The organism is Sphingomonas sp. GW821-FHT10F09 (genome assembly GCF_058809195.1).
Genome location: NZ_JBXASI010000008.1, coordinates 21,732 through 48,303, shown reverse-complemented (window position 1 = coordinate 48,303; position 26,572 = coordinate 21,732). Strand labels below are relative to the sequence as shown.

General features: G+C 71.6%; 22 protein-coding genes. 14 read left to right on the top strand and 8 right to left on the bottom strand.

Annotated features, from left to right (window positions below):
• Positions 1-23: 23 nt before the first annotated feature.
• Positions 24-1,547, top strand: a complete 1,524-nt coding sequence (locus tag AC1RTO_RS18150) for an alkaline phosphatase D family protein (RefSeq protein WP_493162216.1) — start codon at positions 24-26, stop codon at positions 1,545-1,547.
• A gap of 34 nt (positions 1,548-1,581) precedes the next feature.
• Here AC1RTO_RS18150 and AC1RTO_RS18145 read toward each other — a convergent pair whose 3' ends face one another.
• Positions 1,582-2,487 (bottom strand): glycerophosphodiester phosphodiesterase family protein, encoded by a 906-nt coding sequence (locus AC1RTO_RS18145; protein ID WP_493162215.1) that lies wholly within the window; start codon positions 2,485-2,487, stop codon positions 1,582-1,584.
• Between the two features lie 113 nt (positions 2,488-2,600).
• Complete coding sequence (locus AC1RTO_RS18140; protein WP_493162214.1) at positions 2,601-5,120, bottom strand: TonB-dependent receptor; 2,520 nt, start codon at positions 5,118-5,120, stop codon at positions 2,601-2,603.
• A 162-nt stretch (positions 5,121-5,282) separates the two neighbouring features.
• Between AC1RTO_RS18140 and AC1RTO_RS18135 the strand changes: the two genes are divergently transcribed.
• Entirely contained in the window at positions 5,283-6,440 is a 1,158-nt protein-coding gene (locus AC1RTO_RS18135; protein ID WP_493162213.1) for an ROK family transcriptional regulator, read from the top strand.
• 13 nt (positions 6,441-6,453) lie between these two features.
• On the opposite strand, the gene AC1RTO_RS18130 is transcribed toward AC1RTO_RS18135, so the two are convergent.
• From AC1RTO_RS18130 to AC1RTO_RS18105, 6 genes are all read right to left on the bottom strand, one after another.
• The gene (locus AC1RTO_RS18130) at positions 6,454-7,761 is read right to left on the bottom strand and encodes a hypothetical protein (RefSeq protein WP_493162212.1); all 1,308 of its coding nucleotides are present in this window, start codon (positions 7,759-7,761) and stop codon (positions 6,454-6,456) included.
• Positions 7,762-7,864: 103 nt separating this feature from the next.
• Positions 7,865-8,554, bottom strand: a complete 690-nt coding sequence (locus tag AC1RTO_RS18125) for a cytochrome b/b6 domain-containing protein (protein WP_493162211.1) — start codon at positions 8,552-8,554, stop codon at positions 7,865-7,867.
• A gap of 5 nt (positions 8,555-8,559) precedes the next feature.
• Positions 8,560-9,036 (bottom strand): cytochrome c, encoded by a 477-nt coding sequence (locus AC1RTO_RS18120; RefSeq protein ID WP_493162210.1) that lies wholly within the window; start codon positions 9,034-9,036, stop codon positions 8,560-8,562.
• Between the two features lie 30 nt (positions 9,037-9,066).
• Positions 9,067-10,410: an ankyrin repeat domain-containing protein gene (locus tag AC1RTO_RS18115; RefSeq protein ID WP_493162209.1), complete on the bottom strand. Its 1,344-nt coding sequence runs from the start codon at positions 10,408-10,410 to the stop codon at positions 9,067-9,069.
• The gene (locus AC1RTO_RS18110; protein ID WP_493162208.1) at positions 10,403-11,764 is read right to left on the bottom strand and encodes a DUF1552 domain-containing protein; all 1,362 of its coding nucleotides are present in this window, start codon (positions 11,762-11,764) and stop codon (positions 10,403-10,405) included. The genes AC1RTO_RS18115 and AC1RTO_RS18110 overlap by 8 nt, the downstream gene beginning before the upstream one ends.
• Positions 11,765-11,774: 10 nt before the next feature.
• The gene (locus AC1RTO_RS18105) at positions 11,775-14,207 is read right to left on the bottom strand and encodes a DUF1592 domain-containing protein (RefSeq protein ID WP_493162207.1); all 2,433 of its coding nucleotides are present in this window, start codon (positions 14,205-14,207) and stop codon (positions 11,775-11,777) included.
• Positions 14,208-14,561: 354 nt separating this feature from the next.
• On the opposite strand from AC1RTO_RS18105, the gene AC1RTO_RS18100 reads away from it, so the two are divergent.
• The 12 genes from AC1RTO_RS18100 to uraH all read left to right on the top strand — a co-directional run bounded on the left by AC1RTO_RS18100 (position 14,562) and on the right by uraH (position 26,572).
• Complete coding sequence (locus AC1RTO_RS18100; RefSeq protein ID WP_493162206.1) at positions 14,562-16,103, top strand: adenosine deaminase family protein; 1,542 nt, start codon at positions 14,562-14,564, stop codon at positions 16,101-16,103.
• A 79-nt stretch (positions 16,104-16,182) separates the two neighbouring features.
• The gene (locus tag AC1RTO_RS18095) at positions 16,183-16,344 is read left to right on the top strand and encodes an AtzG-like protein (RefSeq protein WP_493162205.1); all 162 of its coding nucleotides are present in this window, start codon (positions 16,183-16,185) and stop codon (positions 16,342-16,344) included.
• On the top strand, positions 16,341-17,675 hold the full coding sequence (locus AC1RTO_RS18090; protein ID WP_493162204.1) for an AtzE family amidohydrolase: 1,335 nt from the start codon (positions 16,341-16,343) through the stop codon (positions 17,673-17,675). The genes AC1RTO_RS18095 and AC1RTO_RS18090 overlap by 4 nt, the downstream gene beginning before the upstream one ends.
• The gene (locus tag AC1RTO_RS18085; RefSeq protein ID WP_493162203.1) at positions 17,668-19,017 is read left to right on the top strand and encodes an NCS2 family permease; all 1,350 of its coding nucleotides are present in this window, start codon (positions 17,668-17,670) and stop codon (positions 19,015-19,017) included. Before AC1RTO_RS18090 ends, AC1RTO_RS18085 begins: the two co-directional genes overlap by 8 nt.
• A 5-nt stretch (positions 19,018-19,022) precedes the next feature.
• On the top strand, positions 19,023-20,603 hold the full coding sequence (locus AC1RTO_RS18080; protein WP_493162202.1) for a gamma-glutamyltransferase family protein: 1,581 nt from the start codon (positions 19,023-19,025) through the stop codon (positions 20,601-20,603).
• Positions 20,597-21,856, top strand: coding sequence for an allantoate amidohydrolase (locus AC1RTO_RS18075; protein WP_493162201.1), 1,260 nt, complete (start codon positions 20,597-20,599; stop codon positions 21,854-21,856). Before AC1RTO_RS18080 ends, AC1RTO_RS18075 begins: the two co-directional genes overlap by 7 nt.
• A complete protein-coding gene (locus AC1RTO_RS18070; RefSeq protein WP_493162200.1) occupies positions 21,853-23,082 on the top strand; it encodes a pyridoxal-phosphate-dependent aminotransferase family protein in 1,230 nt (409 codons plus the stop codon). Before AC1RTO_RS18075 ends, AC1RTO_RS18070 begins: the two co-directional genes overlap by 4 nt.
• Positions 23,079-23,969 carry an allantoinase PuuE gene (gene puuE, locus AC1RTO_RS18065; protein ID WP_493162199.1) on the top strand — a complete coding sequence of 297 codons (891 nt, stop codon included), beginning with the start codon at positions 23,079-23,081 and terminating at the stop codon, positions 23,967-23,969. The genes AC1RTO_RS18070 and puuE overlap by 4 nt, the downstream gene beginning before the upstream one ends.
• Positions 23,966-24,346 (top strand): oxalurate catabolism protein HpxZ, encoded by a 381-nt coding sequence (hpxZ, locus tag AC1RTO_RS18060; RefSeq protein ID WP_493162198.1) that lies wholly within the window; start codon positions 23,966-23,968, stop codon positions 24,344-24,346. Before puuE ends, hpxZ begins: the two co-directional genes overlap by 4 nt.
• Positions 24,343-24,810, top strand: coding sequence for a 2-oxo-4-hydroxy-4-carboxy-5-ureidoimidazoline decarboxylase (gene uraD / locus AC1RTO_RS18055; RefSeq protein ID WP_493162197.1), 468 nt, complete (start codon positions 24,343-24,345; stop codon positions 24,808-24,810). The genes hpxZ and uraD overlap by 4 nt, the downstream gene beginning before the upstream one ends.
• Positions 24,807-26,240 (top strand): FAD/NAD(P)-binding protein, encoded by a 1,434-nt coding sequence (locus AC1RTO_RS18050; RefSeq protein WP_493162196.1) that lies wholly within the window; start codon positions 24,807-24,809, stop codon positions 26,238-26,240. Before uraD ends, AC1RTO_RS18050 begins: the two co-directional genes overlap by 4 nt.
• The gene (gene uraH / locus AC1RTO_RS18045; protein WP_493162195.1) at positions 26,237-26,572 is read left to right on the top strand and encodes a hydroxyisourate hydrolase; all 336 of its coding nucleotides are present in this window, start codon (positions 26,237-26,239) and stop codon (positions 26,570-26,572) included. Before AC1RTO_RS18050 ends, uraH begins: the two co-directional genes overlap by 4 nt.

The window sequence follows — 26,572 nt, the reverse complement described above, 5'->3', positions numbered from 1 at the left end:
GCGCGCGGACAGGATGGATCCGCATGACGACATCCGATCAGCTGTGGCATCGCCGGGCGCTCCTCGCCGCCATGGCCGGGTTGGCGGTGATGCCGTCGATCCCGCTCGATGCGCATGCGCGTGCCGATACGGATCCGTTCGCCCTCGGCGTGGCGAGCGGCGATCCGACGACGGACGGCTTCGTCCTGTGGACGCGATTGATCGGGCCGCATGCCACGCCGCTACAGGCCGCCGCGGTCGCGGTCCGCTACGAGGTGGCGACCGATTCGCACTTCCGCAGCATCGTCCGTCGTGGGCGGGGCGGCGCCTTCCCCGAGCGCGCCCATGCCGTACATGTCGAGGTGACGGGGCTGCCGCCGGGCAGGCCCTATTGGTATCGCTTCCATGCGCTCGGCGCGACCAGCCCGGTCGGGTGGGCGGCGACGTCGCCGGTGATTGCGGACCGGCTGCGGCTGGCGGTGACGTCCTGCCAGCATTGGGAACAGGCATGGTTCGGCGCCTATCGCGACATCGTTGCCGCCGAGCCCGATCTGATCGTCCAGCTCGGCGACTATATCTACGAGCAGAGCTACCCGGACCTGCCCCGCGTCCGCAGCTTCGGCGCGCCGGAGCCGCGCGATCTGGCCGGCTATCGACAGCGGCACGCGCTCTACAAGACCGACGCCGATCTCCAGGCCGCACATCGCGCCTGCCCCTGGGTGGTGACCTGGGACGATCATGAGGTCCTCAACGATTATGCCGGCCTCGCCAACCGCGAGGGATTGCCGCCCGCTTTGTTCGCGCCGCGGCGTGCGGCGGCCTATCAGGCCTATTTCGAACATATGCCGATCCGGCCCGGCCTGTGGCGCAACCGTCGCGCACCGCGACTGTATCGTGCCGTCGACTGGGGCGATCTGGTATCGATGTCGATCCTCGACACCCGCCAGTATCGCAGTGCGCCGCCATGCGCCGCGCCCGACGTGGCGCGGAACGTCCGGCTGGAGGACTGCGCCGCAGCGTCGGCGCCGGGCCGCACGATTCTGGGAGGCGCGCAGGAACGCTGGCTGTCCGATCGTCTTGCCGGCGAGCGCCGGCCCTGGTCGCTGATCGCGCAGCAGGTGTTCTTCGCCCCGCTCTGGCTGAACGGCGCGCGGACGGCGACGTTCAGCGATCAGTGGGACGGATATGCGGCCAATCGTGCCCGGCTGCTGCGCGACATGCAGCGACCGGCGGTGACGAACCCGATCGTGTTGAGCGGGGACGTGCATTCCTTCTGGGCTAACGATCTCGGCGGGGACGATGGCACGGCGATCGGGGCCGAATTCGTGACGTCCGCCCTAGGCGCCGCGCCGCCGCCGACCGGCCGCTTCGGCGACGTGGGGCACAACAACCCGCACGTTCGCTTCCACGACGTCCGTCACAGCGGCTGGACGCAGATCGATATCGATCGCGCACTCGTGCGCGCCGACATGCGGATGATCGTCGATAGCGGCGACCGCAACGGCGCGATCCGCAGCGGCGCCGCTTTCGTCATAGCCGCAGGAACGCGAACGCTATCCGCGGGGTAGACCGAGCGAGGCTTCGGCCTTGCGAGCCACCACGTCACCGGCTTGGTGCATGTCCTTGGCCACGCAGATAGCGCATCAGTGCCGTGGGCTGGTTCGTCATGATCATCCGGGCGCCCGCCCGGATCTGCGCGCCCCAGACCGCATCGGGTTCCTTCAGCGCGAGGGCATCGTCGTGGCCCGCGTTGTCGGCCGGGAACATCGTGGCGGTCCAAAGCCTGACCGGGGTGCTGGGCTGGCTGGCGGCAACCTGGCGGATCCAGTCCTCGTCGGACCATTTGACGTGCGCCCAGCCGGCCGGGTTCGAGGGACACCGCGCCACCGCCGGCGCGAGCGGACCGTCCTTGCCGAACATGATCGGGATCGTCACGACGCGGTCGCGGAACGGCGCGATCGCCTCGGCCAGCGTGCGGTCGACGCATTCGTAGAAGAAGATCGCCTGATCGACCGTTCCCGATCGCTCGATATGCCGGAACGCCGCGCGCTGGCTGCCGTCCTTGACGTCATAGACGATCATGACCCGATCCTTCGCCGCCGCGATATAGGCGTCGAGGGTGGGAATGCGCTCGGCGGTCAGCGCGGCGCCGGCACCGCCGTTGCGCGTACGCAGGTGGAGCCCGGACAGGTCCGCCCAGGACAGGGCGGCGACGCGGCCGTGCCCGTCGGTCGTCCGGTCGACGGTGTCGTCGTGCATGATGACGGCCACGCCGTCGCGCGTATGCCGCACGTCGTTCTCGACGGCATCGATCCCCAGCGCGGCACAGGCGTCGATCGCGGCGATCGAATTCTCCGGGGCGACCTCCCAGCAGCCGCGATGCGCCACCGTGATGACGTGCGGCGAGGCGGGGTCGGCGAGCGCCTGGCGGGTAACGGCGATGCGACCGGTGGCGGTTGGCCTGGTCCGCGCCGGGGCGGGCGTGCTCATGGCGGCGGCGAGCAGCATCAGGGCGCCTCCGGACCGGGATAGATGTGACATTGCCTGTTTCTCCAGATGTCGGGGTCGAGCCGGCAGCGGCAGGCACCACCGGCTCGACCTGCCTGCCTATGTGTTCGCGATCACCACCGCCGGGTCAGCGACAGGGTGAAGGTCCGCCCGAAGATCGAGCGGCCGACCGACGCGTTCGCGACCGAGCCGGCGGCGATGGCTGCGGCCCGGGCATTGCCCTCGGTCAGGCCGACGACGTTGCCGACATTGTTGACGATGCCGCGCAGTTCGAAGCCGTCGATCGACGTGAGCGATGCGCCGATGTCGAACGTCGAATAGGCGGGCAGGCGGCTCAGGTTCGACGCATCCTGAAAGCGCCGGCCGATGGTGAAGAACGAGGTGAAGACGCGCGCGCGCAGATCGCCGGCATCGAAGCTGTACGACGGCTCCACGCTCAGCTGGATACGCGGCACGCGCGCGATGTCCGTTCCCTCCGTGCTGCGCGCATCGAGGCCGGTCAGCGTGTCCACCCGCGTGTTGGTCGGCCTCTGGACCATGCCGCTGGCGATGATCTCGACACCGTCGGCCGGGGTGGCCACCGCCTCGAACTCGACGCCATAGGTCCGGGTGTCGAAGATGATGTTTGCGTTGGTGATGAGGCCGTTGACGTCTGCGACTTGGGTGCCGCCGTTGAGATTGAGGAATTTCGACCAGAAGGCGGTCGCGGCGAGGCGCAGGCCGGGCAGCGCATATTTCACGCCGGCTTCGGCGAGCTTGATGTCCGTCACCGGCAGCGGCCTCGTCGAGCCGGGGAGGACCGCCCCGCCGAGGATATTGTCGAGCCGCGGATAGCTGAACGTCTTGGTGTAGCGGGCGAACACATTGGCGACCGGCGAGAGGATATAGCCGGTGCCGATCGTCCAGCTGTGCCCGACGGGCTTTTCGGAGCGGGCGACCGAGCGGACCGGCCCGGCGACCGCGCGCGCCGGGATCGCGCCGTTGGCGTCGGCCACGACCGTTCCGAGCACGAGTTGCACGCCGCTCTGGTCGCGCTGCACGCGGCGATAGCCCGCATCGATCGACCAGGCGGGCGTCACCTGCCAGGTGTCGGCGACGTAGACATCGGCGGAATGGCCGTCGACGCGGCCGCTCTGGCTGCCGTTGCCATAAGCGATGAAGCCGTTTTCGGTGACGCCGCCGACGACCTGCCCGGCCGCGTTCAGCGCTTGGATGTCGAGCGCGATCGGCTGCGTCCGGACGTCGGTCAGGATCGCGTTGAGCAACTGCCGCGTCTCGTAGCGATAGCTGCTGTAATAGAAGCCCGCGGTCAGCGTGTGCCGCCCGACCGGCGTGTCGAGCGCCTTGGTCAGATGGATGTCGTTGGCGTCGTAGCGAACCTCGGTGTCGACGCTGCCCCAGGTGTTCGTTGCGATCAGGGGGGTGGTGAGGGTGTAGGGGGTGTTCGTGCCGGCGACGACGTAGCGCAGGGTGGCGACGTTGGCGCCGAAGGCGGTGCGCGCGGCGTTGAGGCGGCTGGCGAGATAGGCCGCGGCGCCGGTCGGCGCGCCGTTGAACAGCGCGTTGAACCGCGTCGTGTCGTCCGTGTGGCGATAGGTGTCGTAGAGCGTGAAGCCGCTGCCGAGGTCGATGTCGCCGCCCAGCGTCGCGGTCAGCGCCTTGCTGTGGATACCGTCCTGCAGATCGCGGCGGACGGTCGTCGCGCGCCCGTCCGGACCGGTCGTGCGCAGCGTGACGTAGCGGAAGGCGTTCGACGTCAGCGTGCCGTCGCGCGGATCGATCAGGCGTGCCAGCGACGATCCGTCGAGCGGACTGGTGAGCGGAACCGCGGTGTAGAAGACGTTCTGGTCGTTCAGATATTTGACGTCCGCCCAGATCTTGCCGGCGTCGAGCCGGTAGGTCGCGCCGACCTTGATCTGCCCGCCCAGATCGGCGTTCCGGAAGCCGGTGGCGCGCAGGCCGTCGTCGCGCCGATAGAAGCCGCCGACCGTCGCCATCAGGCGATCGGTGAGCGGGCCGGAGACGGACGCGTCGCCGCGCACCCGCGCGCCGGTGCCGGTTTCGAGCCGCACCGCGGCCTCGAACGCCGGCGTGCCGTGGCCGGTGATGAAATTGACCACGCCGCCCGAGGCATTGTTGCCGTAGATCGGCGCCGTGCCACCGCGCACGACCTCCGCGCGCCGGGTGTCGAGATCGACGCGATAGATCTGGTCGATGTTGAAATAGCGTTCGGTGTTCGTCTCGAAGAGCGGCATCCCGTCCTGGTTGAGATCGATCAGCCGCCACCCGCTCCACGGCAGGCCGCGGATGACGACATTCTCGCCGCCGCCCTCGCCGCCGGACGCCTCGACGGTGATGCCGGGGGTCGCCTTGAGCAGCGCGGCGACGCTGTGCGGCGCGGTGTCGTCGATCCGCTGGCGATCGATCGTCGAGACCGAATAGGGCGCGTCGAACTTGCGCTGGGTGCGCGACGTGCCGGTGACGACGATGTCGCCGGTGTCGGTGCCGTCGCTATCGGTCCCGGGCTGGTCCGCACGCGCCTGCGCGACGGCCGCGCCGGCGGTCGCGACGGTCTGGGCCTGCGCATGGGCGCCCATCAGGCTCAGCACCGAAACGGCGCCGAGCCACTGCATTGTCGATCTGATCACTGTATCCCCCTGCGGTGTCTTCGACATCCAGGCATGCGCACGCGAGGGCCGCCGCGATTGCGCTCGACACGCGACGGCTTCGTCTGCAAAACGCTATGCAAATGCCCGAATACAATTCGCCATCTATTTTGGTCCGTTTGCAGAAATATGACGTCTGATAAAAATTCGCCGCCGCTGGGCGCGCTCGACCCGCCCGCCTGGGTGAAGCCGATCGGTGCCGGGGGGCGGGCGATCCTCGATCTCGTGTTCAAGCGGGGAAGCGCGGTGCAGGCGGACCTGCCGCGCGCGCTCGGCCTGTCGCAGCCGAGCGTCGCGCGCCTCGTGAACGGCTTCGTCGCGGATGGCATGATGCGCACCACCGCGCGCACGCCGAGCGGCCGCGGCAATCCCAGCGTCGAACTGGCGCTGGTCGCCGACTGGGCGTTCGGGCTGGGCGTCGGGATGGACGGCGACGCGCTGTCGCTGGCGCTGGTCGATTTTGCCGGACGGGTCCGGGCGACGCGACGCATATCCATGGCGGACCGCAGCCGCGCCGCGTTCCGCACGCGCCTGACCGCGTTGCGGGCGGAGGTGATCGCGGCCGCGGGGATCGATCCGGCGCGGATCATCGGCACCGGGGTGGGCTTCACCGGCTTCTTCGTCGACGGTCCGCTCCGCTTCAACCCGCCCGCGGTCCTGCACGACTGGGTCGACGCCGACCTGACCGCGGTGCTCGCCCCCGCGCTGGGGACCAACCTGCTGTGCGACCGGGTGGCGACGACGGCGGCGATCGCGGAAAGCTTCCTGGGCGTCGGCCGCACCTGCGACAGCTTCGCCTATTGCCACCTCAACAACGGGTTCGGCGGGGCCCTGATCGCGAACGGCAGGCCGATGCGCGGCTTTCTGGGCAATGCCGGCGATTTCGGCGGCATCTGGTGGATGCTCGATCAGGGCTATCCCAACCTCGAGCGGCTGCGCATCCATATCGCCGATGCCGGCACGCCATCGGCGACGGTCGAGGACATGCTGGAACGGCTGACGCCGGACACGCCGGGGATCGAGGCGTGGCTGGCGGAGGCCGAACGCCCCTTCGCATCGCTCGCCTTCCTGCTCGGCCATATGGTGGCGCCCGAAAAGGTGGTGATCGCGGGGCGGTTGCCGATCTGGCTGGCCGAGCGCCTCGCCGCGCGGATCGCGCTGCCGGCCAGCCCGCCGCGGAACGATCAGCCGTTCCGGTTGCCGCAGGTGGTCGCGAGCCAGGTCGCCGGCGACGGCGGCGCGATCGGTGCGGCGCTCATGCCGATGCAGGCGCTGCTGTTCGCCTAGGGCCGATCGACGTTCAGCCCCGACGGCCTGCAAACGGTGGTCTCGCGCGCGTCCGGTGCGCACGTACCGGATGGACGCGGCGCCGCGGGTCGCGCGGAATGACCGTGTCCGGCACGTGAGCATCCGCATGGCGATCGGCCCCGGGCGCGAGCACCGCCACCCCCACCGCGCCGGATGCGGTCAGCGCGAGGATCGCGCCCGCCGCGGACAGGCTTCCCGCCTCGACGCCCTCGATCAGCGGCCCCAGCGCCAGCGCGCCGAGCGCCGCCGCGATGTGCATCGTGAAGGTCACCGAGCCGAAGACGAAGCCGTCGCTGGCATCGCTGCGCGCGGCGAAGGCGGCGCCGGCCCACAGGCGGACGACGAGCATGCTGAGCGCGACGCCGTGCAGCGCGGCGGCCGCTTCCCGCAGCAGCGGTGGCGCGGGCAGCAGCACGACGACGCAGCTGAGCGCCGCGATGCCGGCGCAGAGCGGCGCGGTGTCGCGGCCCGGCGCGCGCCGGCCGATCCGGGCATGGACGATCGGCCCGGTCATCGATCCGATATAATAAGCGGCGACCATGACGGATGCGAAATCCGGCTGGCCGGGAACCGCGGGCAGGAAGATCAGCAGCCGCGTCAGCGTCGGCATCAGCATGGTGGCGAGCGCGAAGCCCGCGAGCAGGCGGCCGAGGCCGGGACGTTTGGCCCGCCACGAAAAGGCCGAGGGCGACGGGCGCGTTTCGGGAAAGGCGACGTTGCGCAGGCCGAACGCGCCGACAACCGTCAGCACGGCCATCACGCCGATCACGACCCCGCGTTCCGCCATCCCCTCCAGCCGCGCCAGCGCGAGATGCATGGCGAGGACGACGAGCCGCGCGCCCGAGCTGAGGACGATATGGAGCCGGGCATAGGTGTCGGTGTCGGCATCGTCGTCGGGCAGCAGCGAGGCGAGGCAGTTCTGCGTCACGTCCTGGATGGCGAAGGCGATGCGGAAGCCCAGCCCCGCGACGATGACGGCGACGACGTCGTGCGCGAGGAACTGGCAGGCGAGCAGCAGCGCCGCGGCGACGGCCGCATACAGCTGAAGCCGGACATAGACGCGCGCCGGCGCCCGCGCGTCGCTCAATCCATAGCCGATCGCGAGGCTGGCGATGCTGCCGGTGAGCAGGAACACGAACAATACGGTGGACGTCGCGAACCCGGAGAGGCCGACGACGACATGAAGGTGCCAGGCGAGCAGCAGGTCGACCGCCGACCAGGCGATCGACCGGGTGCCATGAGCGAGCGCATAGCGGGATCTGTTCCGGACGCGCTCCGCGTCGCCTGCGCCATCTGTCACCCCCGCCGCCTACAGGGCGTGGATGGCGTTGGCGTGACAGTGGCTGGCGTTCTGCATGCCGGGGAATCGGGGAGCGTGTCGGCCTGTGGTCCGCGCGCGGAGGCTAAAAGCGAAACCCCCGTGCCGCCCACCAGGCGAACAGCGCCGCCGCGACGATCCCGGCGAGCGCGCGCCACGGCGATGCACCGAGCGGTTCGGCGGGGTGGCGCGCGCCGGCCGGGCCACGGCCGTGGATCATCGGGCCGATCAGGTCGTGGCGCAGGCGGATCAGGTGGAACAGGATCGCCAGCACATGCAGCGCGACCAGCGCGAGCAACAGGTTGAAGATCACCTCATGCGCCGCGGCGGCGAGCCGGCCTTGGTCGAAGCTGACGTAATCGGCGAGCGGACCCGATTCGAGCCCGTCGACATCGACCGCGAACAGCCCCGCCACGACCATCGCGACCAGCGCGGCGAGCATCACGATCACGCTCCACCCGCCGATCGGATTATGCCCCGGCGGCGCATCGTGGCGCCCGGCGATCAGCCCGCGGGCATAAGCGATGCCGGTGCGCGGCCCCTTCACGAACTGCGCGAACCGTGCGGTGCGCCCGCCGGCGACGCCCCAGTAGAGGCGGAACACGACCAGCGCGAGGATCGCATATCCCGACAACCGGTGCCATGCCATGTCGTGGCGCTCGCCGCTCCACCATGAGAACGCCATCAGCAGCACCAGCGACCAGTGGAACAGCCGCACCGCGGCGTCCCAGACGGGCGCGCGGACGGTCGCGCCGGGGGAGGATTGCGCCGCCATCGCGGTCAGCTGTCGGCGCGGAACTGGCGATGGCAGGCGGCGCAGGTCGCGCCGGTCGCCTTCGCCTGCACGCGGATCGCGGCGACGTCGCCGCCGTTGGTCGCCGCGACGAGTTTGCCCGATTCGGCGATCAGCTTCGCCATCTGCGCGTCGAAGGTGGTGCGGTCGCTCCAGATCGTGGTCAGCGCGTCGTTGGCCACGCCGGCCGATGCGCCGCTGCCGGCGGGGAACAGCGCCGGCTGTTCACGCGCGGTCGCGGCGAGGACGCGGGCGGCGGCGGTCATCGCCTCCTTCGCCGGGGCGTCGCTCTTGAGCTGGTCGTTGAGCGCCTTCATCGCGCCGCCCATCTTCTTGAACCCCGCCTGCCGCGCCGCGACCGCCGCCGCGGGCGTGGGACCGGCCGCGGCCAGCGTCGCGGAGGCCGCCAGCGTCGCCGCGGCGAACCCGAGCAGGCCGATCTGGAAATATCGTGTCGTCGTCATGCGATCATCCCGTGCTTGAAGATGGCGGCGTCACCGGCGCGCCGCGGCGAGCCGTATCGGTGTCGGTTCTGCAAAGACCTGATGGAACAGGGTCTTCACGTCGGTCAGGCCGGTGTCGGCGATCGCCGCCGCCGTATGCCCCGACCGGTCGGCGATATCGGTACGCGCGCCGCGGGCGGCGAGCAACCGCATCGTCGCGGCCATGTCGGGCGGCATCCCCGCGCCGAGCAGGCGGTGCAGCGCGGTGCGCCCGCGCGCATCGGCGACGTCGACCGCGGGCGCCGCGTCCAGCGCCACCGCCATCGCCGCGGCGCTACCGCCATTCGCCGCCGCCAGCACGACATTGGTCCCGTCCGCGGCGACGAACCGCGGATCGGCGCCCGCCGCCAGCAACAGCGTCATCGCCTCCGCCCGGCCATGCGCGGCGGCGACCAGCAGCGGCGGCGTCGGCGGTACCGGCGGCGGCGGCACCCCGAAATTGGCCTCCGTCACCCAGGTGATCCGCGACGCGCCGGTCAGGCCGTTGGGATCGGCCCCCTTCGCGAGCAGCAGCGCGATCAGGGCGGGATCGCCCTCCGCGGCGGCGGCGTGGAGCAGCTGGTTGCCGTTGCGGTCACGGGCGGTCAGGTCGGCGCCGCGGGCGATCACCAGCGCGGCGGCGGCGGGATTGTGCTGGTAGAGCGCCAGTTGCGCGGCGCCGGTATCCTCGGGCCCGCGATGCGCGGGGTCGGCGCCGGCGGCGAGCAACGCCGCGGTCGCCGCCGGGACGCCGCTCTTGATCGCGAAGAACAGCGGCGTGAACCCGGCCTTCGACACCCGGTCGACGGCGGCGCCCGCGGTCAACAGCAGTGCCATCGCCTCGGTCCGGCCGGCGGCGGCCGCCCACATCAGCGGCGTCTGGCCGCGATCGTCGACCGCATCGGCCGCCGCGCCCGCCGCGAGCATCCGCGCCACCGCCGCGGCGGGCGCGTGGGCGGCGCAGATCGCGAGCGGGGTGATCCCCTCCGGTCCGGCGCGGCGGACGTCGGCGCGGGCATCGAGCAGCTGCGCGACGACCGCGCCGTCGCCCAGTTCGCACGCCAGCGCCAGCGGGGTGACGCCATCGCCGTCGGCACGTTGCGGATCGGCGCCCTGTTCGAGCAGCATCGCGACCATCGCCGGGTCCTGCGTGTCGACCGCGATGCCGAGCGGGGTCGCACCGAAGGCCAGCCGCGCATTGGCGTCGGCCCGGCCGCGGATCGCGGCGCGCGCGGCGGCGACGTCGGTGTCTCGGATCGCGCGGACCAGCGCTTCGGGATCGCGGGCGTGCGCCGCCGCCGCGCCGGCCAGCGCCAGCGCGGCGGCGAGCAGCGGCAGGGGCCAGCGCTCAGCCATGGGCCAGCCCCGCCAGCACGCCGGTGCTGTCGCCGAAGGTACGTGCCGGCACGTCGAGCAGCTGCAGCCCGGCCAGCAACAGGTTCGACATCGGCGTGTGCGGCGTCACCGCCATATGGCGGTTCCCCTGCACCAGCCCGCCCGCGACGATCACCGGCAGGTTCATATGGTCATGCTCGTTGGGGTCGCCGAAGGCGGAGCCGCGGATCACCAGCGTCCGGTCGAGCAGCGATCCCTCGCCGTCCTTCGTCTCCTGCATCCGCTTCAGATAATATGCGAAATATTCCATGTGATGGCGGTTGATCCGGGCCAGCTTCGCCATCTTGTCGGGGTTGTTGCCATGGTGGCTGAGCATGTGGTGCGAATCGGGGACGCCGATCTCGGGATAGGTGCGGTTGCTGAGCTCGCGGCCGATCATGAAGCTGCCGACGCGGGTGATGTCCGCCTGCATCGCCAGCACCTGCAGGTCGATCATCATCCGGACATGCTCGTCGAACGTATCCGGGATACCGGCCGGGCGCTGCATGCCGGTCGCCTGCGGGTTGCCGCCGCCGGCGCCGTCCGCCGCCATCGTGCGCTGGATGCGCCGTTCGATATCGCGCGTCGCCTCCAGATATTCGTCGAGCTTGCGGCGATCCTCCGCGCCCAGCCGGCCGGACAGGCGGGCGGTGTCGTCCATGACGAAATCGAGGATGCTCGACTGGCGCCGGAGCTGCGCCAGCCGACTGGCGGCGTCGAGCGCGTCGCCGTCGCCGAACAATCGCTCGAACACGTCGCCGGGGTTGGCCGTGACCGGCAGCGGCACGGTCGGGCCGCGCCATGAGATGCCGTTGGTATAGGCACAGCTGTAACCGATGTCGCAGCTGCCGAGCAGGCTGGCCTGGTCGATGCCGAGTTCCAGCGAACTGAGCCGGGTGGCGTCGCCGAGATGCGCGGCATAGACCTGATCGACCGAGATCGCGCAGCGGATGTCGGTGCCCTCGGTCTGGCGGACATGGGTACCGGTGAGGAAGGCGGGGCAGGAGCGGCCGTGCCCCGCCGGCCGGTCGCCCATCGCCGCGGCGCTGGGATGCGCGAGGCCGCTGACCACCGCTACCCGGTCGCGGAACGGCGCCAGCGGGGCGAGCGTCGGCGGCAGGACGGCGGGCAGCGCGGACCCGGTGCCGGGCGCGGGCACGAATCCGTCCATCATCATGCCGTTGGGCGAATAGAATATCTGCAGCCGTTTGGGCCGGGCCGCGCGGTCGGCGGCGCGGGCGGCGGGCATCATCGCCTCGAGGAACGGCAGGGCGATCGTCGTGCCGGCGCCGCGCAACAGCGTCCGGCGGCTGATCGGTCCGCGCAGCAGTTTCATGACAGGTTCCTCATGGTTGCGGCACCCGACGCTGGGTGAACGGCGCGCTGGTGGCGATGCCGCGGACGATCGTCTGGATGCGATAGTCGTCCGCCGCCGCCGCGCGCGCGACCCGGCGCACCGCGGGCATGTCGGCCGCACCGAGCCCGCGGGCGAGCGCATAGGTCATCAGCCGTTCGGTGAAGGCCGCGGCGAATTCGTCGCGATGCGTCATCAGGATACCCTGCAACCCCGCCAGCCCGGCGAACCGCGTCCCGTCGGGCATCCTCGCGCCCGCGTCGATCGGCTGGCCGGCATCGACCCGGCGATAGCCGCCGATCGCGTCGAAATTCTCCAGCGCGAAGCCGAGCGGGTCCATCTTCACGTGGCAGGCGGCGCAGGCCGGGCTCTTGCGGTGCAGTTCGAGCTGCTCGCGCGCGGTCAGCAGGCGGCCGTCATGCTTGTCCTGCAACGCCGGCACGTCGGGCGGCGGCGGCGGCGGCGGCGCGGCCAGCATGTTGTCGAGGATCCACTTGCCGCGCTTCACCACCGAGGTGTGGTTGCCGTAGGAGGTGACGGTGAGGATGCTCGCCTGCCCGAGCAGGCCGCCGCGGTTCGACCCGGGGGCGAGCGCGACGCGGCGGAAGGCGGTGCCGGTGACGCCGCCGATGCCGTAATGCTGCGCCAGCCGCTGGTTGAGGAAGGTATAGTCGGCGGCGATGAAGTCGAGCACGCTGCGGTCGGTGCGCAGGACGTGACCGAAGAACATCTCCGTCTCGCGCGCCATCGCGCTGCGCAGCCGCAGGTCGTAGGTCGGGAAGACCGCGATGTCGGGGCGCTGCTGGTCGAGGTTGCGCAGGTAGAGCCACTGGCCGGCGAAATTGGTGGTCAGCGCGTCGGCGCGCGGATCCGCGAGCATCCGCGTCACCTGCGCCGCCAGCACCGCCGGGTCGTGCAGCCGGCCCCGTTCGGCGACCGCGAGCAGTGTGTCGTCGGGGATGCTGCTCCACAGGAACAGCGCCAGCCGCGACGCGAGTTCGAGGTCGCCGAGCGGATGGACGCTGCCCGGTGCCGCGCCGGCGGGATCGCGTTCGATCAGGAACAGGAAGTGCGGCGACACGAGGATCGCCTCCACCGCCGCCTCCACCCCGTGCGCGAAATCGCTGCGCGACCGTTCGGCGGCATAGACGCGCATCAGCGGCGCGAGGTCGGCCGCGGTCACCGGCCGGCGATAGGCGCGGCGGGCGAGCGCCGCGACGATGCGGGTCGCGCACGGCGTCTCCGCGCCCTTCGTCTTCGGGCTGCACAGGAAGATGCGGCGGCGGCTCGGCGTGTCGCCCGCGCCGGCCGGGGCGAACGGCCCGGCGACGTCGATCTGCAGCACGTCGCGCGGCCAGTTCTGCTGCGCGTAGCGCGGCGACAGGCGATAGGAGGGCACCTGGAGCTGCCGCACCCGCGTGCCGTCGACGGACACGTCGAGCGGCAGCATCACCGGCGGCGCGGTCGGCATCGGCACGACGTCGAGCGTGTTGCGCAGCGTCTGGATGCTCTCGTCGGGCGCGAGGCGGCGGCGGAACGACAGCGCGATGGCGTGCGACCCCGCCTTCAGCGGCACGCGCACGCCGACGCGATCCTCGGGCAGGTCGTCGGTTTCGTTGTTGGTGTTGGCGTTCAGATGCGCGGTGATCTCGTACACCCCGTCGTGGCGCGCATAATAACGCACCGCGCCGCCGCCGCGCGACCCGAGCGGCAAATCGTCGCCCGCGCGTTCGTTATAGGCGGGGCGGCCGCCGTTCATCACCGACCCGTCCTTCGGCATGGGAAAGGTGGTGACGATGGCGCGGCGCGACGCCAGCCCGGTCGCCAGCCGCCCGACCTTGCCCGCGACCGCGACATAGCGGTCCATCAGCGTCGGCGAGACGCTGAGCACGTCGGCGATATTGTCGAAGCCGTAGCCGGAATTGTCCTGCGGCAGGTCGCGGCTGACGTCGACGTTCAGCGCCAGCAGGTCACGGACCGCATTGGCATATTCGACGCGGTTGAGGCGGCGGATGGTGGCGCGGCCGGGATCGGGATGGGCGATTGCGCGCGCGTCGAGCGCACGGCGCAGCCAGGTGACGAATGCGGTGCGCGCGGCGGCATCGGGTTGCGGCCGATTGAGCGGCGGCATCTCGCCCTGGCTGACCCGGCGCAGGATCTTTTCCCATTCGTCGGCATGCGCGCCCCCCGCCGGATCGCCGGGCCGCAGATCCTCGATCGAAAGGCCGGCGGCCTTGTCGGTGTCGTTGTGACAGCGCGAACAATATTGGTCGAGCAACGCCGGTGGCGCATCCGGCCCGGCCGCCTGTGCCGCCGGGGGCGGTGCGGCGCCATCGTCCGACCGTGCCAGCACCGATCCGGCGGCGATCAGCGCGCTGAGCATCAGCACGCCGCTGTGCAGGGTAGGGCGCCAGGTCAGGCTCATGCGGTTCAGGTCCATCCTTTCCGAGTGGCCGCCAGCGGACCGTCGGGCCATGTCGGGGCGGCGCCCGGCGCCGGCCGGCGAATGCGGCATGACGGGGAGGTAACGGACGGGGACTTGCCGCGTCCATTGCCGTTAACGCGACGCCCGGAGCGCAAAATGAGCGCATGCCCCGGGACGGCGGCTTTCACCCACCCCTGCCGAATTTCAGCAACGCATCGTGCTTTTAATGGTCGTTGAGCAGGCGGGGGCGGCGGCGCTAGGTCGGGCGCGGGGCGGCCCTGGGGGGAGCCGCCCGAGCGGTATCGACGTCGGGGCGACGCGGCCGCCAGCCACATTCCAACCGGGGGGACGACGATGCGGGCGGCGGCTGCTGCGATCATGATGGTGCTGGCCTCGCTGCCGTCGCCCGCTGCGGCGAAGGCGGCGGGTGCGGCGGCGCGCGCGGAGGCGCGAACGGCGGCGCGGCTGCAGCGGATCGCCGACAGCCCGCCGCGGCTGCGCCTGTTCCTGCAGGCGATGCCGAAGGGCGGCGACCTGCACAACCATATGGGCGGGTCGATCTACGCCGAGGATTATCTGCGCTGGGCCAGCGCGGGCGGATTGTGCCTGACCACGCCCGGCTATGCGATCGTCGATCCGCCGTGCGACGCGCCGGGCCGGGTGCCGGCGGCGGGGCTGGAGCTGGACTATCCGCGCTGGTCGGGGGCGATCGACGCGCTGTCGACCCGCGGGTTCGAGGCGGGGGTCGGCGACCGGTCGGTGTCGGGCTACGACCGGTTCTTCGCGACCTTCGCGTCCTTCTCCGCCGCGTCGCGGGGCAATATGGGCAAGGAACTGGCGGCGACGCGCGAACAGGCGGCGGCGGACCGGGTGTCCTATGTCGAACTGGGGGCCGGATCGCGCGCGGCGATGACGCTGGTCACGGCGATGGACGATCGGGGGGAAGGGCGCGGGGACGAGCGGGAGGGCGACAGTTTCGCGGCGATGACCGCGCGGCTGGCGCCGCTGCTGCCCGCCGTGGTGGCGCAGGTGCGCGCCGATTACGACGCGGGCGAGGCGGCGTCGGCGGCGATCGACCAATGCGGGACCGCCGCGGCGCAGCCGGCCTGCGCGGTCGAGGTGCGCTATCTCTTCACCGCGCTGCGGACGATCGCCCCGGCGAAGGTGTTCGCGCAACTGGCGCTGGCCTTCGCGATGGCGGAGGCGGATCCGCGCTTCGTCGGGGTCAACATCGCCGCGCCCGAGCACGATCCGGTCGCGATCCGCGACTATGCGCTGCACATGCGGATGATCGCCTTCCTGAAGGCGCGGCATCCGCGCGTGAACCTGTCGCTGCATGCCGGCGAGCTGGTGCTGGGGCTGGTGCCGCCGCGCGAACTGGCGTTCCACATCCGCGACGCGGTGGCGGTCGCCGGTGCGCGGCGGATCGGCCATGGCGTCGACATCGCCCATGAGGCGGATGCGGCGGCGCTGCTGCGGCGGATGGCGCGGGACCGGGTCGCGGTGGAGATCAACCTGACCAGCAATGCGGTGATCCTGGGCGTGAAGGGCCGCGACCACCCGCTGTCGCTGTATCGCGAGGCGGGGGTGCCGGTGGTGCTGTCGACCGACGACGAAGGCGTCTCTCGCAGCGACATGACCAACGAATATGTGCGCGCCGTGACCGAGCAGGGGCTGCGCTATCGCGACCTCAAGCAGATCGTCCGCGACGGGCTGCACTATGCGTTCCTGCCGGGGGCCAGCCTGTGGCGCGACCGGGCGGGCGGCGCGCGGGTCGCGGCCTGCGTCGTAGCGGGCGCGCCGGCCTGTGCGGCGTTCCTCGCGACCAGCGCCAAGGCGACGCGGCAGATGCAGCTGGAACGCGACCTGACCGCGTTCGAGGCGGCGGACCAATGAGGGGGTGCGCTGTTTTTTGCAACGATCCGTCGCAGTCATTGCGTTGGATCGGTAGGGTGCGGTCGGGCATCATGCTGTGATGACCGCCGACGCCGATCCCATCCCCCGCACCGAAGCGGCCATCGCCGCCGCGGCGGCGGCGATCGGGCTGACGATCCCGGCGGCGTGCCTGCCCGGCGTGGTCGCCAATCTGGCGCTGCTCGATCGGCATGCCGCGATCCTGCGGGGGACGGGCGGTTGAGACGCGCGGGTGCCATCGCCGCATCGGTGCGCGCCGGGCGGGAATCCGCGCTGGCGCTGGTCGAGGCATGCCTTGCGACCTTGCCCGCGGCGGACGCGTCGCTGGTCGCCGTGACGCGCATCCTCGCCGATCGCGCGCGGGCGGAGGCGGCGCGGGTCGACGGTATCGTCGCGGCGGGCGGCGATCCGGGGCCGCTGGCGGGCGTGATCTATGGCGTGAAGGACCTGTTCGCCGTCGCGGGCCTGCCGACCACGGCGGGATCGACGCTCTATGCCGACGCGCCGCCCGCGACGGCGGATGCGACCGCGGTCGCGCGGCTGCGCGATGCGGGGGCGGTGCTCGTCGCGACGCTGAACATGGACGAATTCGCCTATGGATTCGCGACGATCAACGCGCGCCACGGCACGACCCGCAACCCGCACGACACGCGCCGGCTGGCGGGGGGATCGTCGGGCGGGTCGGCGGCGGTGGTCGCCGCCGGGCTGATGCCGCTGGCGCTGGGGTCGGACACCAACGGATCGATCCGCGTGCCCGCCAGCCTGACCGGCGTCTATGGCCTGAAGCCGACGCATGGCGCGCTGCCGATGGCGGGGGTGTTCCCCTTCGCCGACAGTTTCGACGACATCGGCCCGTTCGCGACGTGCGTCGCCGATCTGCGGCTGGTCTGGGACGTGCTGGGCGGGGCGTCTGCCGACGATGGCGCGCCGGTCCGCGTCGCGCGGCTGGGCGGGCGCTTCGCCGCGAACGTCGATCCCGATCAGGTCGCGGCGATCGACGCGATCGCACCCGGCGCGGCGACGGTCGATTTGCCCGATATCGCGCGGGCGCGATCGGCGGCGTTCGTCATCACCGCGGCGGAAGGGGGCGCGCTGCACCGCGATGCGCTGGCGCGCGCGGCGATGGCGTTCGACCCGGCGACGCGCGACCGGCTGATCGCGGGCGCGCTGCTGCCGGCGGGGCTGGTCGCGGCGGCGCAGGCGTTTCGTGCCGGTTTCCGCCAGCGGGCGGCGGCGCTGTTCGCCGATCACGACGTGCTGCTCGCGCCCGCCACGCCCTGCGTCGCGCCGCCGGTCGCCGATCCGCGGATCGCGATCGACGGGGCGATGGTGCCGGCGCGTGCCGATCTGGGCATCCATACGCAGCCGATCAGCTTCGCCGGGCTGCCGGCGCTGGCGGTGCCCTTGTACCGGCCGGGGCGATTGCCGCTGGGGTTGCAGCTGATCGGGCGGCCGGGGGGCGAGGCGACGCTGTTCCGGTTCGCGCAGATGCTGGAAGACGGGGGGCTGGTCGGCGTGTCGCCGCCGGCGGACGGGGGACAGAGCGATGACTGACGCAGCGGCCACGGCACCTCCCGGCCGGCTCGACCGGCGGTTCGCGCTCAGCGCGCGGGGCACGACCGCGCGGACCGAGGTGCTGGCCGGGGTCACGACGTTCCTGACCATGGCCTATATCGTGCTGGTCAACCCGGCGATCCTGGGACAGGCGGGGATGCCGGTCGCGGCGGTCGCGGCGGCGACCTGCTTTGCCGCGGCGTTCGGATCGATCCTGATGGGGATGGTCGCCAACACGCCGCTGGCGCTGGCGCCGGGCATGGGGCTGAACGCCTATTTCAGCTTCACCGTCGTGCAGCAGATGGGGGTGCCGTGGCCGGTCGCGCTGGGGTGCGTGTTCGTTTCCGGCATCGCGTTCCTCGTGCTGACGCTGACGGGGGTGCGGCAGATGATCGTCGCGGCGATCCCGATGTACCTGTTCGCCGCGGTGGCGGGCGGGATCGGGCTGTTCATCGGCTTCATCGGGCTGAAGAACGCCGGGCTGATCGTCGCCAATCCGGCGACCTTCGTGGCGCTGGGCGACCTGAAGGCGCCGGGGGCGATGCTCGCGCTGTTCGGGCTGCTGGTGATCGGCGGGCTGAGCGTGTGGAACGTCCGCGGTGCGATGCTGATCGGGATCGTCGCGACGACGGTCGTCGGCTGGCTGACCGGGCAGGTGGTGGTGAAGCCCGAACCCTACGACCTGTCGGCGCTGGCCGGCACCGCGTTCCAGCTCGACCTGCCGGGCGTGTTCGGGCTGACCGGCAGCCACGGGCTGGGGCTGCTCGAGATCCTGTTCGTGTTCCTGTTCGTCGACCTGTTCGACAATATCGGCACGTTGGTGGCGGTGACGAAGCGGGCCGGGCTGATGGACACGGCGGGGCGGATCCCGGGGCTGAACCGCATCCTCCTGACCGATGCGACCGCGACCGTCGTCGGATCGCTCGCGGGGACCAGCACCGTCACCAGCTATGTCGAAAGTGCGGCGGGGGTGCAGGCGGGCGGGCGCACCGGGCTGACCGCGGTGGTGACCGGCCTGCTGTTCCTCGCGACGATGTTCGTCGCGCCCTATGCGCAGATCGTGCCGCTGGCGGCGACCGCGCCGGCGCTCATCATCGTCGGCGGGCTGATGCTGCTGCCGCTGGGCGAGGTGGCGTGGGAGGACCCGCTTTCCGCGATCCCCGCGTTCCTGACCGTCGCGATGATCCCGCTGACCTTTTCCATCGCCAACGGCATGGCGTTCGGGATCGTCGCGCATGCGCTGCTGAAGCTGGTCCGCGGCAGCGCGGGGCGGGCGGACTGGTTCCTGTTCGTGCTGGCGGCGCTGTTCGTGGTCCGCTTCGTGTGGATGGGTGCGGCGTGAGGGCGATGCCGTCCACGGTCACCGGCACGTCGGGCATGGTCACCGCGCCGCATCACCTCGCGGCGGAGGCCGGGTGCGCGGTGCTGAAAGACGGCGGCACCGCGGTGGAGGCGGCGGTGGCGGTCGCGGCGACGCTGGCGGTGGTCTATCCGCACATGACCGGGATCGGCGGCGACGGCTTCTGGCTGGTGGCGGAGCCCGATGGCCCGGTGCGTGCGATCCACGGCTGCGGGGGCGCGGCGGCGCGTGCCGACCTGGCGCTGTACGACGGTCATGCCGCGGTGCCGACGCGGGGGCCGCTGGCGGCGAACACGGTGGCGGGCACGCTGTCGGCCTGGGCCGCGGCGCTCGCCGACGACGGCGGGCGGCTGCCGCTGGCGCGGCTGCTGCGCGATGCGATCGGCCATGCCGAGGCGGGGGTGGCGATCACTGCCGGCGGCGCGGCGATCGCGGCGGCGAAGGGCGACGAACTGCGCGGGCAACCGGGGGCATGGGCGGCGATCTTCGAACCCGACGGCCGGCCGATGCGGGCGGGCGAGACGCTGCGCCAGCCGGCGCTGGCGGCGACGTTGCGGGCGATCGCGGCGGACGGCGTCGCGGGTTTCTATGACGGGCGGCTGGCCGCGCTGGTCGCGGAGGACCTTGCCGCCACGGGCAGTCCGGTGACGGCCGCCGATCTGGCCGCGCATCGCGCGACGCGGCCGGCGCCGCTGCGCGCGCGGATCGCCGGTATCGACCTGTTCAACACCGCCCCGCCGACGCAGGGGTTCGCCTCGCTGATGATTCTCGCCCTGTTCGACCGGTTGCAGGCGCCGCATGCCGACGGCTTTGTACATCTCCATACGCTAATCGAAGCAACCAAACTCGCGTTCCTGTTGCGCGACCGGCATGTCGGCGATCCCGACTGGCATGACGTCGACCTGCAGGCGCTGCTGCACGACGGGGCCGCGCTGGAGCGGCTGGCGGCGGGCATCGACCCGGCGCGGGCGCTGTCGTGGCCGCAGCCGTCGATGCCGGGCGATACCTGCTGGTTCGCCGCCGCCGATCGCGACGGGCGGGTCGCGAGCGTGATCCAGTCGACCTATTTCGAGTTCGGATCGGGCATCGTCCTGCCGCAGACCGGCATCACCTGGCAGAATCGCGGCAGCTCGTTCCGGCTGGTGGCGGACGGGTGGAACGTGCTCAAGCCCGGCCGCAAGCCGTTCCACACGCTCAACCCGGCGCTGGCGCGCTTCGACGATGGGCGGACGATGGCCTATGGCACGATGGGTGGCGAGGGGCAGCCGCAGACGCAGGCGGCGCTGTTCACTCGCTATGCGCGCTACGGCATCGACCTGCAGGCGGCGATCAGCGCGCCGCGCTGGCTGCTCGGCCGGACCTGGGGCGCGGACAGTACGACGTTGAAAATCGAGGAGGGGTTTGCGCCCGCGCTCTACGCCGAACTCGCGGCGGCGGGGCATCAGGTCGAGCGGGTCGCGGCGCACAGCCAGATGATGGGCCATGCCGGCGCGATCGTCCGCCACGCCGACGGCCGGCTGGAGGGGGCGACCGACCCGCGTAGCGACGGTCGAGTGGTGGCATGGTGAGCGACCCGGCCCTCATCGGTGCAGGCGGCGCACGCGCGGTGGCGCGGTGCGACGCGCTGGGCGTCGCGCCGTACAGCGACACGGACGACGGGCTGTACCGCGGCTATCTGACGCCGGCGCACCGGGCGGCGCGCGCGCAGGTGGCGACGTGGATGACGGTGGCGGGGATGCGCGTTACGGTCGACGCCGCCGCCAATCTGATCGGACGCTACGAGGGGACGACCCCCGACGCGCCGGCGCTGCTGATCGGCAGCCATATCGACAGCGTGCGCGGGGCCGGGCGCTACGACGGACCGCTGGGCATCATGCTGGGCATCGAATGCGTCGCGGCGCTGGCGGCGGCGGGGCGGCGGATGCCGTTCGCGATCGAGGTGATCGCCTTCGGCGACGAGGAGGGTTCGCGCTTTCCAGCGGCGATGCTGACCAGCCGCGCGGTGGCGGGCACGCTGTCCCCCGAAGCGCTCGCGGTCGCGGATCGCGACGGGGTGACGCTGGCCGATGCGCTGGCGGCGGCGGGGCTCGAGGTCGGCCGCTATTGCGAGGCGGCGCGCGCGCCGGGGACGACGCTGGCCTATCTGGAGGCGCATATCGAACAGGGGCCGGCGCTGGAGGCGGCGGGGTTGGCGGTCGGGACCGTCACCGGCATCGCGGCGCAAGGCCGCTACGCAGTGCGGGTGACGGGCATGGCTGGCCATGCCGGCACGACCGCGATGCCACTGCGCCGCGATGCGCTGGCCGGTGCGGCGGCGATGGTGCTGGCAGTGGAGAGGATCGCGCGCGACGACGCCTCCGATCTGGTCGCGACGGTCGGCACGATCGCGGCGGCGCCGGGAGCGGCGAACGTCATCGCGGGGGCGGTGTCGTTCACCATCGACGTACGGTCGGGCGATGCGGCGCGGCGCGATCGGGCGGCGGCGGCGATGCTGGACGCGATCACGGGGATCGCCGCCGACCGTGGGCTGGCAATCGCGATCGAGCATATCCACGACCTGCCGGCCAGTCCGTGTGCGCCCGCATTGATGGACCTGCTCGACGCGGCCACCGTCGCCGCGGGGCAGCCGGTGTACAGGCTGGTGTCTGGCGCGGGGCATGACGCGATGATCCTCGCCGCGCTGTGCCCGACCGCGATGCTGTTCGTCCGGTGCCGCGACGGGATCAGCCACCATCCGGCCGAACAGGTCGACCCCGCCGATGTCGAGGTCGCGCTGCGGGTCCTGATCGGCTTCATCGACCGCCTGGGGGACCGCGCATGACGCCCGATCTGTTCGGGGAGATCGATCCGCCGCAGCGGCTGCTGATGGGGCCGGGGCCGGTCAACGCTCATCCGCGCGTGCTGCGCGCGATGTCGGCCGACCTGCTGGGCCAGTTCGACCCGGAGATGACCGGTTACATGAACCAGGTAATGGCGCTGTACCGCCCGGTCTTCGGCACCGCCAACCGTTGGACGATGCTGATCGACGGCACCGCGCGCGCGGCGATCGAGGCGGCCCTGGTATCGTTGGTCGCGCCGGGCGACCGGGTGCTGGTGCTCAACTTCGGTCGGTTCGGACTGCTGTTGACCGAGATTCTCGCGCGGATCGGCGCGGTGGTCGACACGGTCGAGGCGGACTGGGGACAGGTGGTGCCGATGGACGCTGTCGCCGCCGCGATCGCGCGGACCGGGCCGAAGGTGGTCGCGACCGTCCATGGCGATACGTCGACGACGATGGCGCAGCCGCTCGACGGGCTGGGCGCGCTGTGCCGGGCGGCGGGGGCGCTGAGCTATGTCGATGCCACCGCGACGCTGGGCGGCATGGAGATCGCCGCGGATCGGTGGGACGTCGATATCGTCACCGGCGGCTTGCAGAAATGCCTCGGCGGGCCATCGGGGTCGGCGCCGGTGACGCTGTCCGATGCCGCCGCCGCGCATATCGCCGCGCGCCGCCACGTCGAGCGCGGCATCCGGCGCGACGACATCCGCGACGGGGCGGGGGTGCGGATCGGGTCCAACTATTTCGATCTGGCGATGATCATGGATTATTGGTCGGAAAAGCGCCTGAACCACCATACCGAGGCGACGTCGATGCTGTACGCGGCCCGCGAATGCGCACGCGTCGCGCTGGGCGAGGGGCTGCCCGCTCGCTTCGCGCGCCATGCCGCCGCCGGGCGCGCGGTGACCGCGGGGCTGCGCGCGATGGGGCTGACGGTGTTCGGCGACGACGCGCACCGGATGACGAACGTCACCGGCGTCCACATTCCGGAAGGCGTCGACGGAGAGCGGGTGCGCAGCGCGATGCGCGACCAGTTCGAGATCGAGATCGGCACCGCCTTCGGCCCGTTGCAGGGGCGGATCTGGCGGATCGGGGCGATGGGATACAATGCGATGAAGCACAAGGTGCTCATCACGCTGGGTGCGCTGGAGGCGTGCCTGCGGCAGGAGGGGTTCGCCTTGCCCGCGGGCGAGGCGGTAGCGGCGGCGATGGCGGCGTGGGAAGCATGAGTGCCGCCGCCCGCGACCTCACCGGTTATGGCGCGACCCCGCCCGAGGCGGCGTGGCCCGGCGGCGCGCGCGTTGCGGTGCAGTTCGTCGTCAATTACGAGGAAGGGGCGGAGAACAACGTCCTCCATGGCGATGCAGGGTCGGAGGCGTTCCTGTCCGATATGGTCGGTGCGCAGAGCCATCCCGACCGGGCGATGGCGATGGAAAGCCTGTACGAATATGGCAGCCGCGCCGGCTTCTGGCGGCTCCACCGGCTGTTCGCGGCGCGCGGGCTGTCGGTGACGGTGTTCGGGGTCGCCGCCGCGCTGGCGACCAACCCGGACGCGGTCGCGGCGATGCGGGCGGCGGGGTGGGAGATCGCGAGTCACGGCCTGCGCTGGATCGATTACCAGCGCGTGCCCGAGGCGGTGGAGCGCGACCATATCGCCGCGGCGATCGCGCTGCATGCAGAAGTGACGGGGGAGCGCCCGCTCGGCTGGTATCAGGGTCGCACCTCACCCAACACCGCGCGGCTGGTCGCGGAGGAGGGCGGCTTCGTCTACGACGCCGACAGCTATGCCGACGACCTGCCCTATTGGGACCGGCGGCACGGGCGGGCGCAGCTGGTCGTGCCCTATACGCTCGACGCCAACGACATGAAGTTCGTGGCGCTGAACGGCTTTACCGAGGGGGAGGCGTTCTTCCGCTACCTGCGCGACACGTTCGAGATGCTGCGCGCCGAGGGCGGGCGGATGATGTCGGTCGGGCTGCATGCGCGCATCGCCGGGCGGCCGGCGCGGGCGCTGGCGCTGGCGCGGTTCGTCGACCATGTCGTCGCGAGCGGCGATGCCTGGGTGGCCCGGCGGATCGACATCGCGCGCCATTGGATGGAGCGGCACCCGGCATGACGATCGACGATCCTGCGCGTCTCGCCGAGGTGACCGCCGCCTTCCAGGCCTATGAGCGCGCGCTAATGGCGGACGATATCGCCGCGATGGACGCGCTGTTCCACGACGCGCCGACTACCAACCGCTACGGCGTGGGCGAGGTGCTGTACGGCATCGAAGCGATCCGCGATTTCCGGCGCGGGCGCGGCGGATCGCCGCAGCGGCAGCTGGGGCGGGTGGCGATCACCGTCTACGGCGACGCCTTCGCCACCGCCGATGCCGAATTCTTTCGCGACGGCACCGACCGCCGCGGCCGCCAGACGCAAGGCTGGGTGCGCTTCGCCGACGGGTGGAAGGTCGTGTCGGCGCACGTCAGCCTGGAAGGGAGCAGGTCATGAGCGCCGCCGCCTTCGTCGCGCACTACGGCGCATTGTTCGACCATTCGCTTTGGGTGGTGGAGCGCGCCGCCGCGCAGGCGCCCTTCGCCGACCTGCATGCCGGGCTGATGGCGCAGGTTCATGCGGCAACGCCGGAGGAGCAGCTGGCGCTGATCCGCGCGCATCCCGAACTGGCGGGCAAGGCGGCGATCGATCGCACGCTGACCGAAGCGTCGGCGGGGGAGCAGGCGTCGGCGGGGCTGGATCGGCTGACGCCGGCCGAATACGAGCGGTTCCACGCGCTCAACGCCGCTTATGCCGCGCGGTTCGGCTTTCCGTTCATCATCTGCGTCCGCCTGACCGACAAAGCGGGTATCCTTGCCGCGATGCAGGCGCGGCTCGACAACGACCGCGCGACCGAGATCGCGACGGCGATCCGCCAGATTGGCGAGATCGTGCGGCTGCGGCTGGAGGACATGCGATGAGCGGGACGAAGTCGATCGGCCTGCCCGCGCTGGAGGCGGAGCTGGCGCGGCAGCTGGCGCTGATCAGCCATGGCGGCGCCGACTGGACGACGCCGCGCCGGCATGCCGACGGCCATGTCCACGACGTGGTGATCGTCGGCGGCGGGCAGAGTGGGCTGGCGGCGGCGTTCGGCCTGTTGCGCGAACGCGTGTCCAACATCCTCGTCATCGACGACAATCCGGCGGGCTATGAGGGGCCGTGGGAAACCTATGCGCGGATGCTGACGCTGCGCACCCCCAAGGAGCTGAACCCGATCGATTTCGGCATCCCGGCGCTCAGCTATCGCGCGTGGTGGGAGGCGCAGTATGGCGCGGCGGGCTGGGCGGCGGTCTGCAAGATCGCGCGCGGCGACTGGATGGCGTATCTGCGCTGGTATCGCCGGGTGCTGGCGCTGCCGGTCCGCAACGAGGCGCGGCTGACGCTGGTCGAGCCGCTGGGCGATGGGCTCCACCGGCTGCATATCGATGGCCAGCCGTCGCTGCTGGCGCGCAAGGTGGTGCTGGCGACCGGCATCCAGGGCGGTGGCGCCTGGCATGTGCCGCCGCTCGTCGCCGACGCGCTGCCGCCGCATCTGTACGCGCATACCAGCGCGCCGATCGACTATGCTGCGCTGGCAGGCAAACGCGTCGCGATCCTCGGCGGGGGCGCGTCGGCGTTCGACAACGCCAATGCCGCGCTGGCGCTGGGGGTAGCGGAGGCGCACGTCTTCATCCGGCGCACCATGCTGCCGCGGATCAACCCGATCCGGCTGATGGAGCGGGTCGGCTTCACCGGCCGCTATCCGGCGCTGGACGATGCCGCCAAATATGCGGTGATGACGTCGTTCCTCGGGCACAACCAGCCGCCGACCAACGACACGTTCGAACGGGCGGCGGCGCGGCCGGGCTTCATGCTGCATCTGGGCGCGCCATGGCTGTCGGTCGCAACGGCGGGCGCGGGGGCGCGGGTGACGACGCCGGCGGGGACGCACGATTTCGACTTTCTCGTGCTGTCGACGGGGCTGGTCAGCGACCCGGCGCTGCGCCCCGAATTGCGGCTGGTTGCCGGGCGGATCGCGCGCTGGCGCGACCGGTTCGCGTCGGCCGGGGCGGCGCATCCGCTGATCGACGCACACCCCTATCTGGGCGACGGGTTCGACCTGTTGCCGCGCGACGCCGCCGACGCGGCGATGCTGCACGGGTTGTTCGCGTTCAACTATTCCGCGCTGGTCAGCCTGGGGCTGTCGGCGGCGGCGCTGTCGGGGTTGCGCACCGCTTTGCCGCGGCTGGTGAAGGGCGTGACCGACCAGCTGTTCCTTGACGATCGCGAAGCGCTGGTCGCGGCGCTGATCGACTATGACGAGCATGAATTCGTCGGCGAATGGCCGCGACGGCAGGAGGCGGCGGCATGATCGTGACCCTTTCCACCCACGTCCTCGACACCGCGCACGGCCGGCCGGCGGCGGGGGTCGCGGTGACGCTGTCGACCGCGGCGGGCGATGAGATCTGGGCGGGGGCGACCGATGACGACGGTCGCTGTCCGGGCATGCCGGGGATCGCGCCGGGCGGATACCGGCTGACGTTAGCGGTCGCGGCCTATTTCCGGGGGGCTGGCGTGGCGCTGCCCGATCCGCCGTTCATCGACCGGGTCGCGATCGACTTCGGCGTCGCCGCGGGCGGCGGGCATTATCACGTGCCGCTGCTCGTCGCGCCGTTTGGCTATTCCACCTACCGGGGCAGCTGA

What these genes read in the sequence shown, in the direction of transcription:
- hpxZ (WP_493162198.1), top strand. Translation starts at nt 23,966, where the DNA reads ATGACGATCGACGATCCTGCGCGTCTCGCCGAGGTGACCGCCGCCTTC.
- AC1RTO_RS18070 (WP_493162200.1), top strand. Translation starts at nt 21,853, where the DNA reads ATGACGCCCGATCTGTTCGGGGAGATCGATCCGCCGCAGCGGCTGCTG.
- uraH (WP_493162195.1), top strand. Translation starts at nt 26,237, where the DNA reads ATGATCGTGACCCTTTCCACCCACGTCCTCGACACCGCGCACGGCCGG.
- AC1RTO_RS18120 (WP_493162210.1), bottom strand. Translation starts at nt 9,036, where the DNA reads ATGACGACGACACGATATTTCCAGATCGGCCTGCTCGGGTTCGCCGCG.
- AC1RTO_RS18145 (WP_493162215.1), bottom strand. Translation starts at nt 2,487, where the DNA reads ATGCTGCTCGCCGCCGCCATGAGCACGCCCGCCCCGGCGCGGACCAGG.
- puuE (WP_493162199.1), top strand. Translation starts at nt 23,079, where the DNA reads ATGAGTGCCGCCGCCCGCGACCTCACCGGTTATGGCGCGACCCCGCCC.
- AC1RTO_RS18140 (WP_493162214.1), bottom strand. Translation starts at nt 5,120, where the DNA reads ATGCAGTGGCTCGGCGCCGTTTCGGTGCTGAGCCTGATGGGCGCCCAT.
- AC1RTO_RS18125 (WP_493162211.1), bottom strand. Translation starts at nt 8,554, where the DNA reads ATGGCGGCGCAATCCTCCCCCGGCGCGACCGTCCGCGCGCCCGTCTGG.
- AC1RTO_RS18135 (WP_493162213.1), top strand. Translation starts at nt 5,283, where the DNA reads ATGACGTCTGATAAAAATTCGCCGCCGCTGGGCGCGCTCGACCCGCCC.
- AC1RTO_RS18105 (WP_493162207.1), bottom strand. Translation starts at nt 14,207, where the DNA reads ATGAGCCTGACCTGGCGCCCTACCCTGCACAGCGGCGTGCTGATGCTC.
- uraD (WP_493162197.1), top strand. Translation starts at nt 24,343, where the DNA reads ATGAGCGCCGCCGCCTTCGTCGCGCACTACGGCGCATTGTTCGACCAT.
- AC1RTO_RS18150 (WP_493162216.1), top strand. Translation starts at nt 24, where the DNA reads ATGACGACATCCGATCAGCTGTGGCATCGCCGGGCGCTCCTCGCCGCC.
- AC1RTO_RS18085 (WP_493162203.1), top strand. Translation starts at nt 17,668, where the DNA reads ATGACTGACGCAGCGGCCACGGCACCTCCCGGCCGGCTCGACCGGCGG.
- AC1RTO_RS18080 (WP_493162202.1), top strand. Translation starts at nt 19,023, where the DNA reads ATGCCGTCCACGGTCACCGGCACGTCGGGCATGGTCACCGCGCCGCAT.
- AC1RTO_RS18115 (WP_493162209.1), bottom strand. Translation starts at nt 10,410, where the DNA reads ATGGCTGAGCGCTGGCCCCTGCCGCTGCTCGCCGCCGCGCTGGCGCTG.
- AC1RTO_RS18075 (WP_493162201.1), top strand. Translation starts at nt 20,597, where the DNA reads ATGGTGAGCGACCCGGCCCTCATCGGTGCAGGCGGCGCACGCGCGGTG.
- AC1RTO_RS18110 (WP_493162208.1), bottom strand. Translation starts at nt 11,764, where the DNA reads ATGAAACTGCTGCGCGGACCGATCAGCCGCCGGACGCTGTTGCGCGGC.
- AC1RTO_RS18100 (WP_493162206.1), top strand. Translation starts at nt 14,562, where the DNA reads ATGCGGGCGGCGGCTGCTGCGATCATGATGGTGCTGGCCTCGCTGCCG.
- AC1RTO_RS18095 (WP_493162205.1), top strand. Translation starts at nt 16,183, where the DNA reads ATGACCGCCGACGCCGATCCCATCCCCCGCACCGAAGCGGCCATCGCC.
- AC1RTO_RS18050 (WP_493162196.1), top strand. Translation starts at nt 24,807, where the DNA reads ATGAGCGGGACGAAGTCGATCGGCCTGCCCGCGCTGGAGGCGGAGCTG.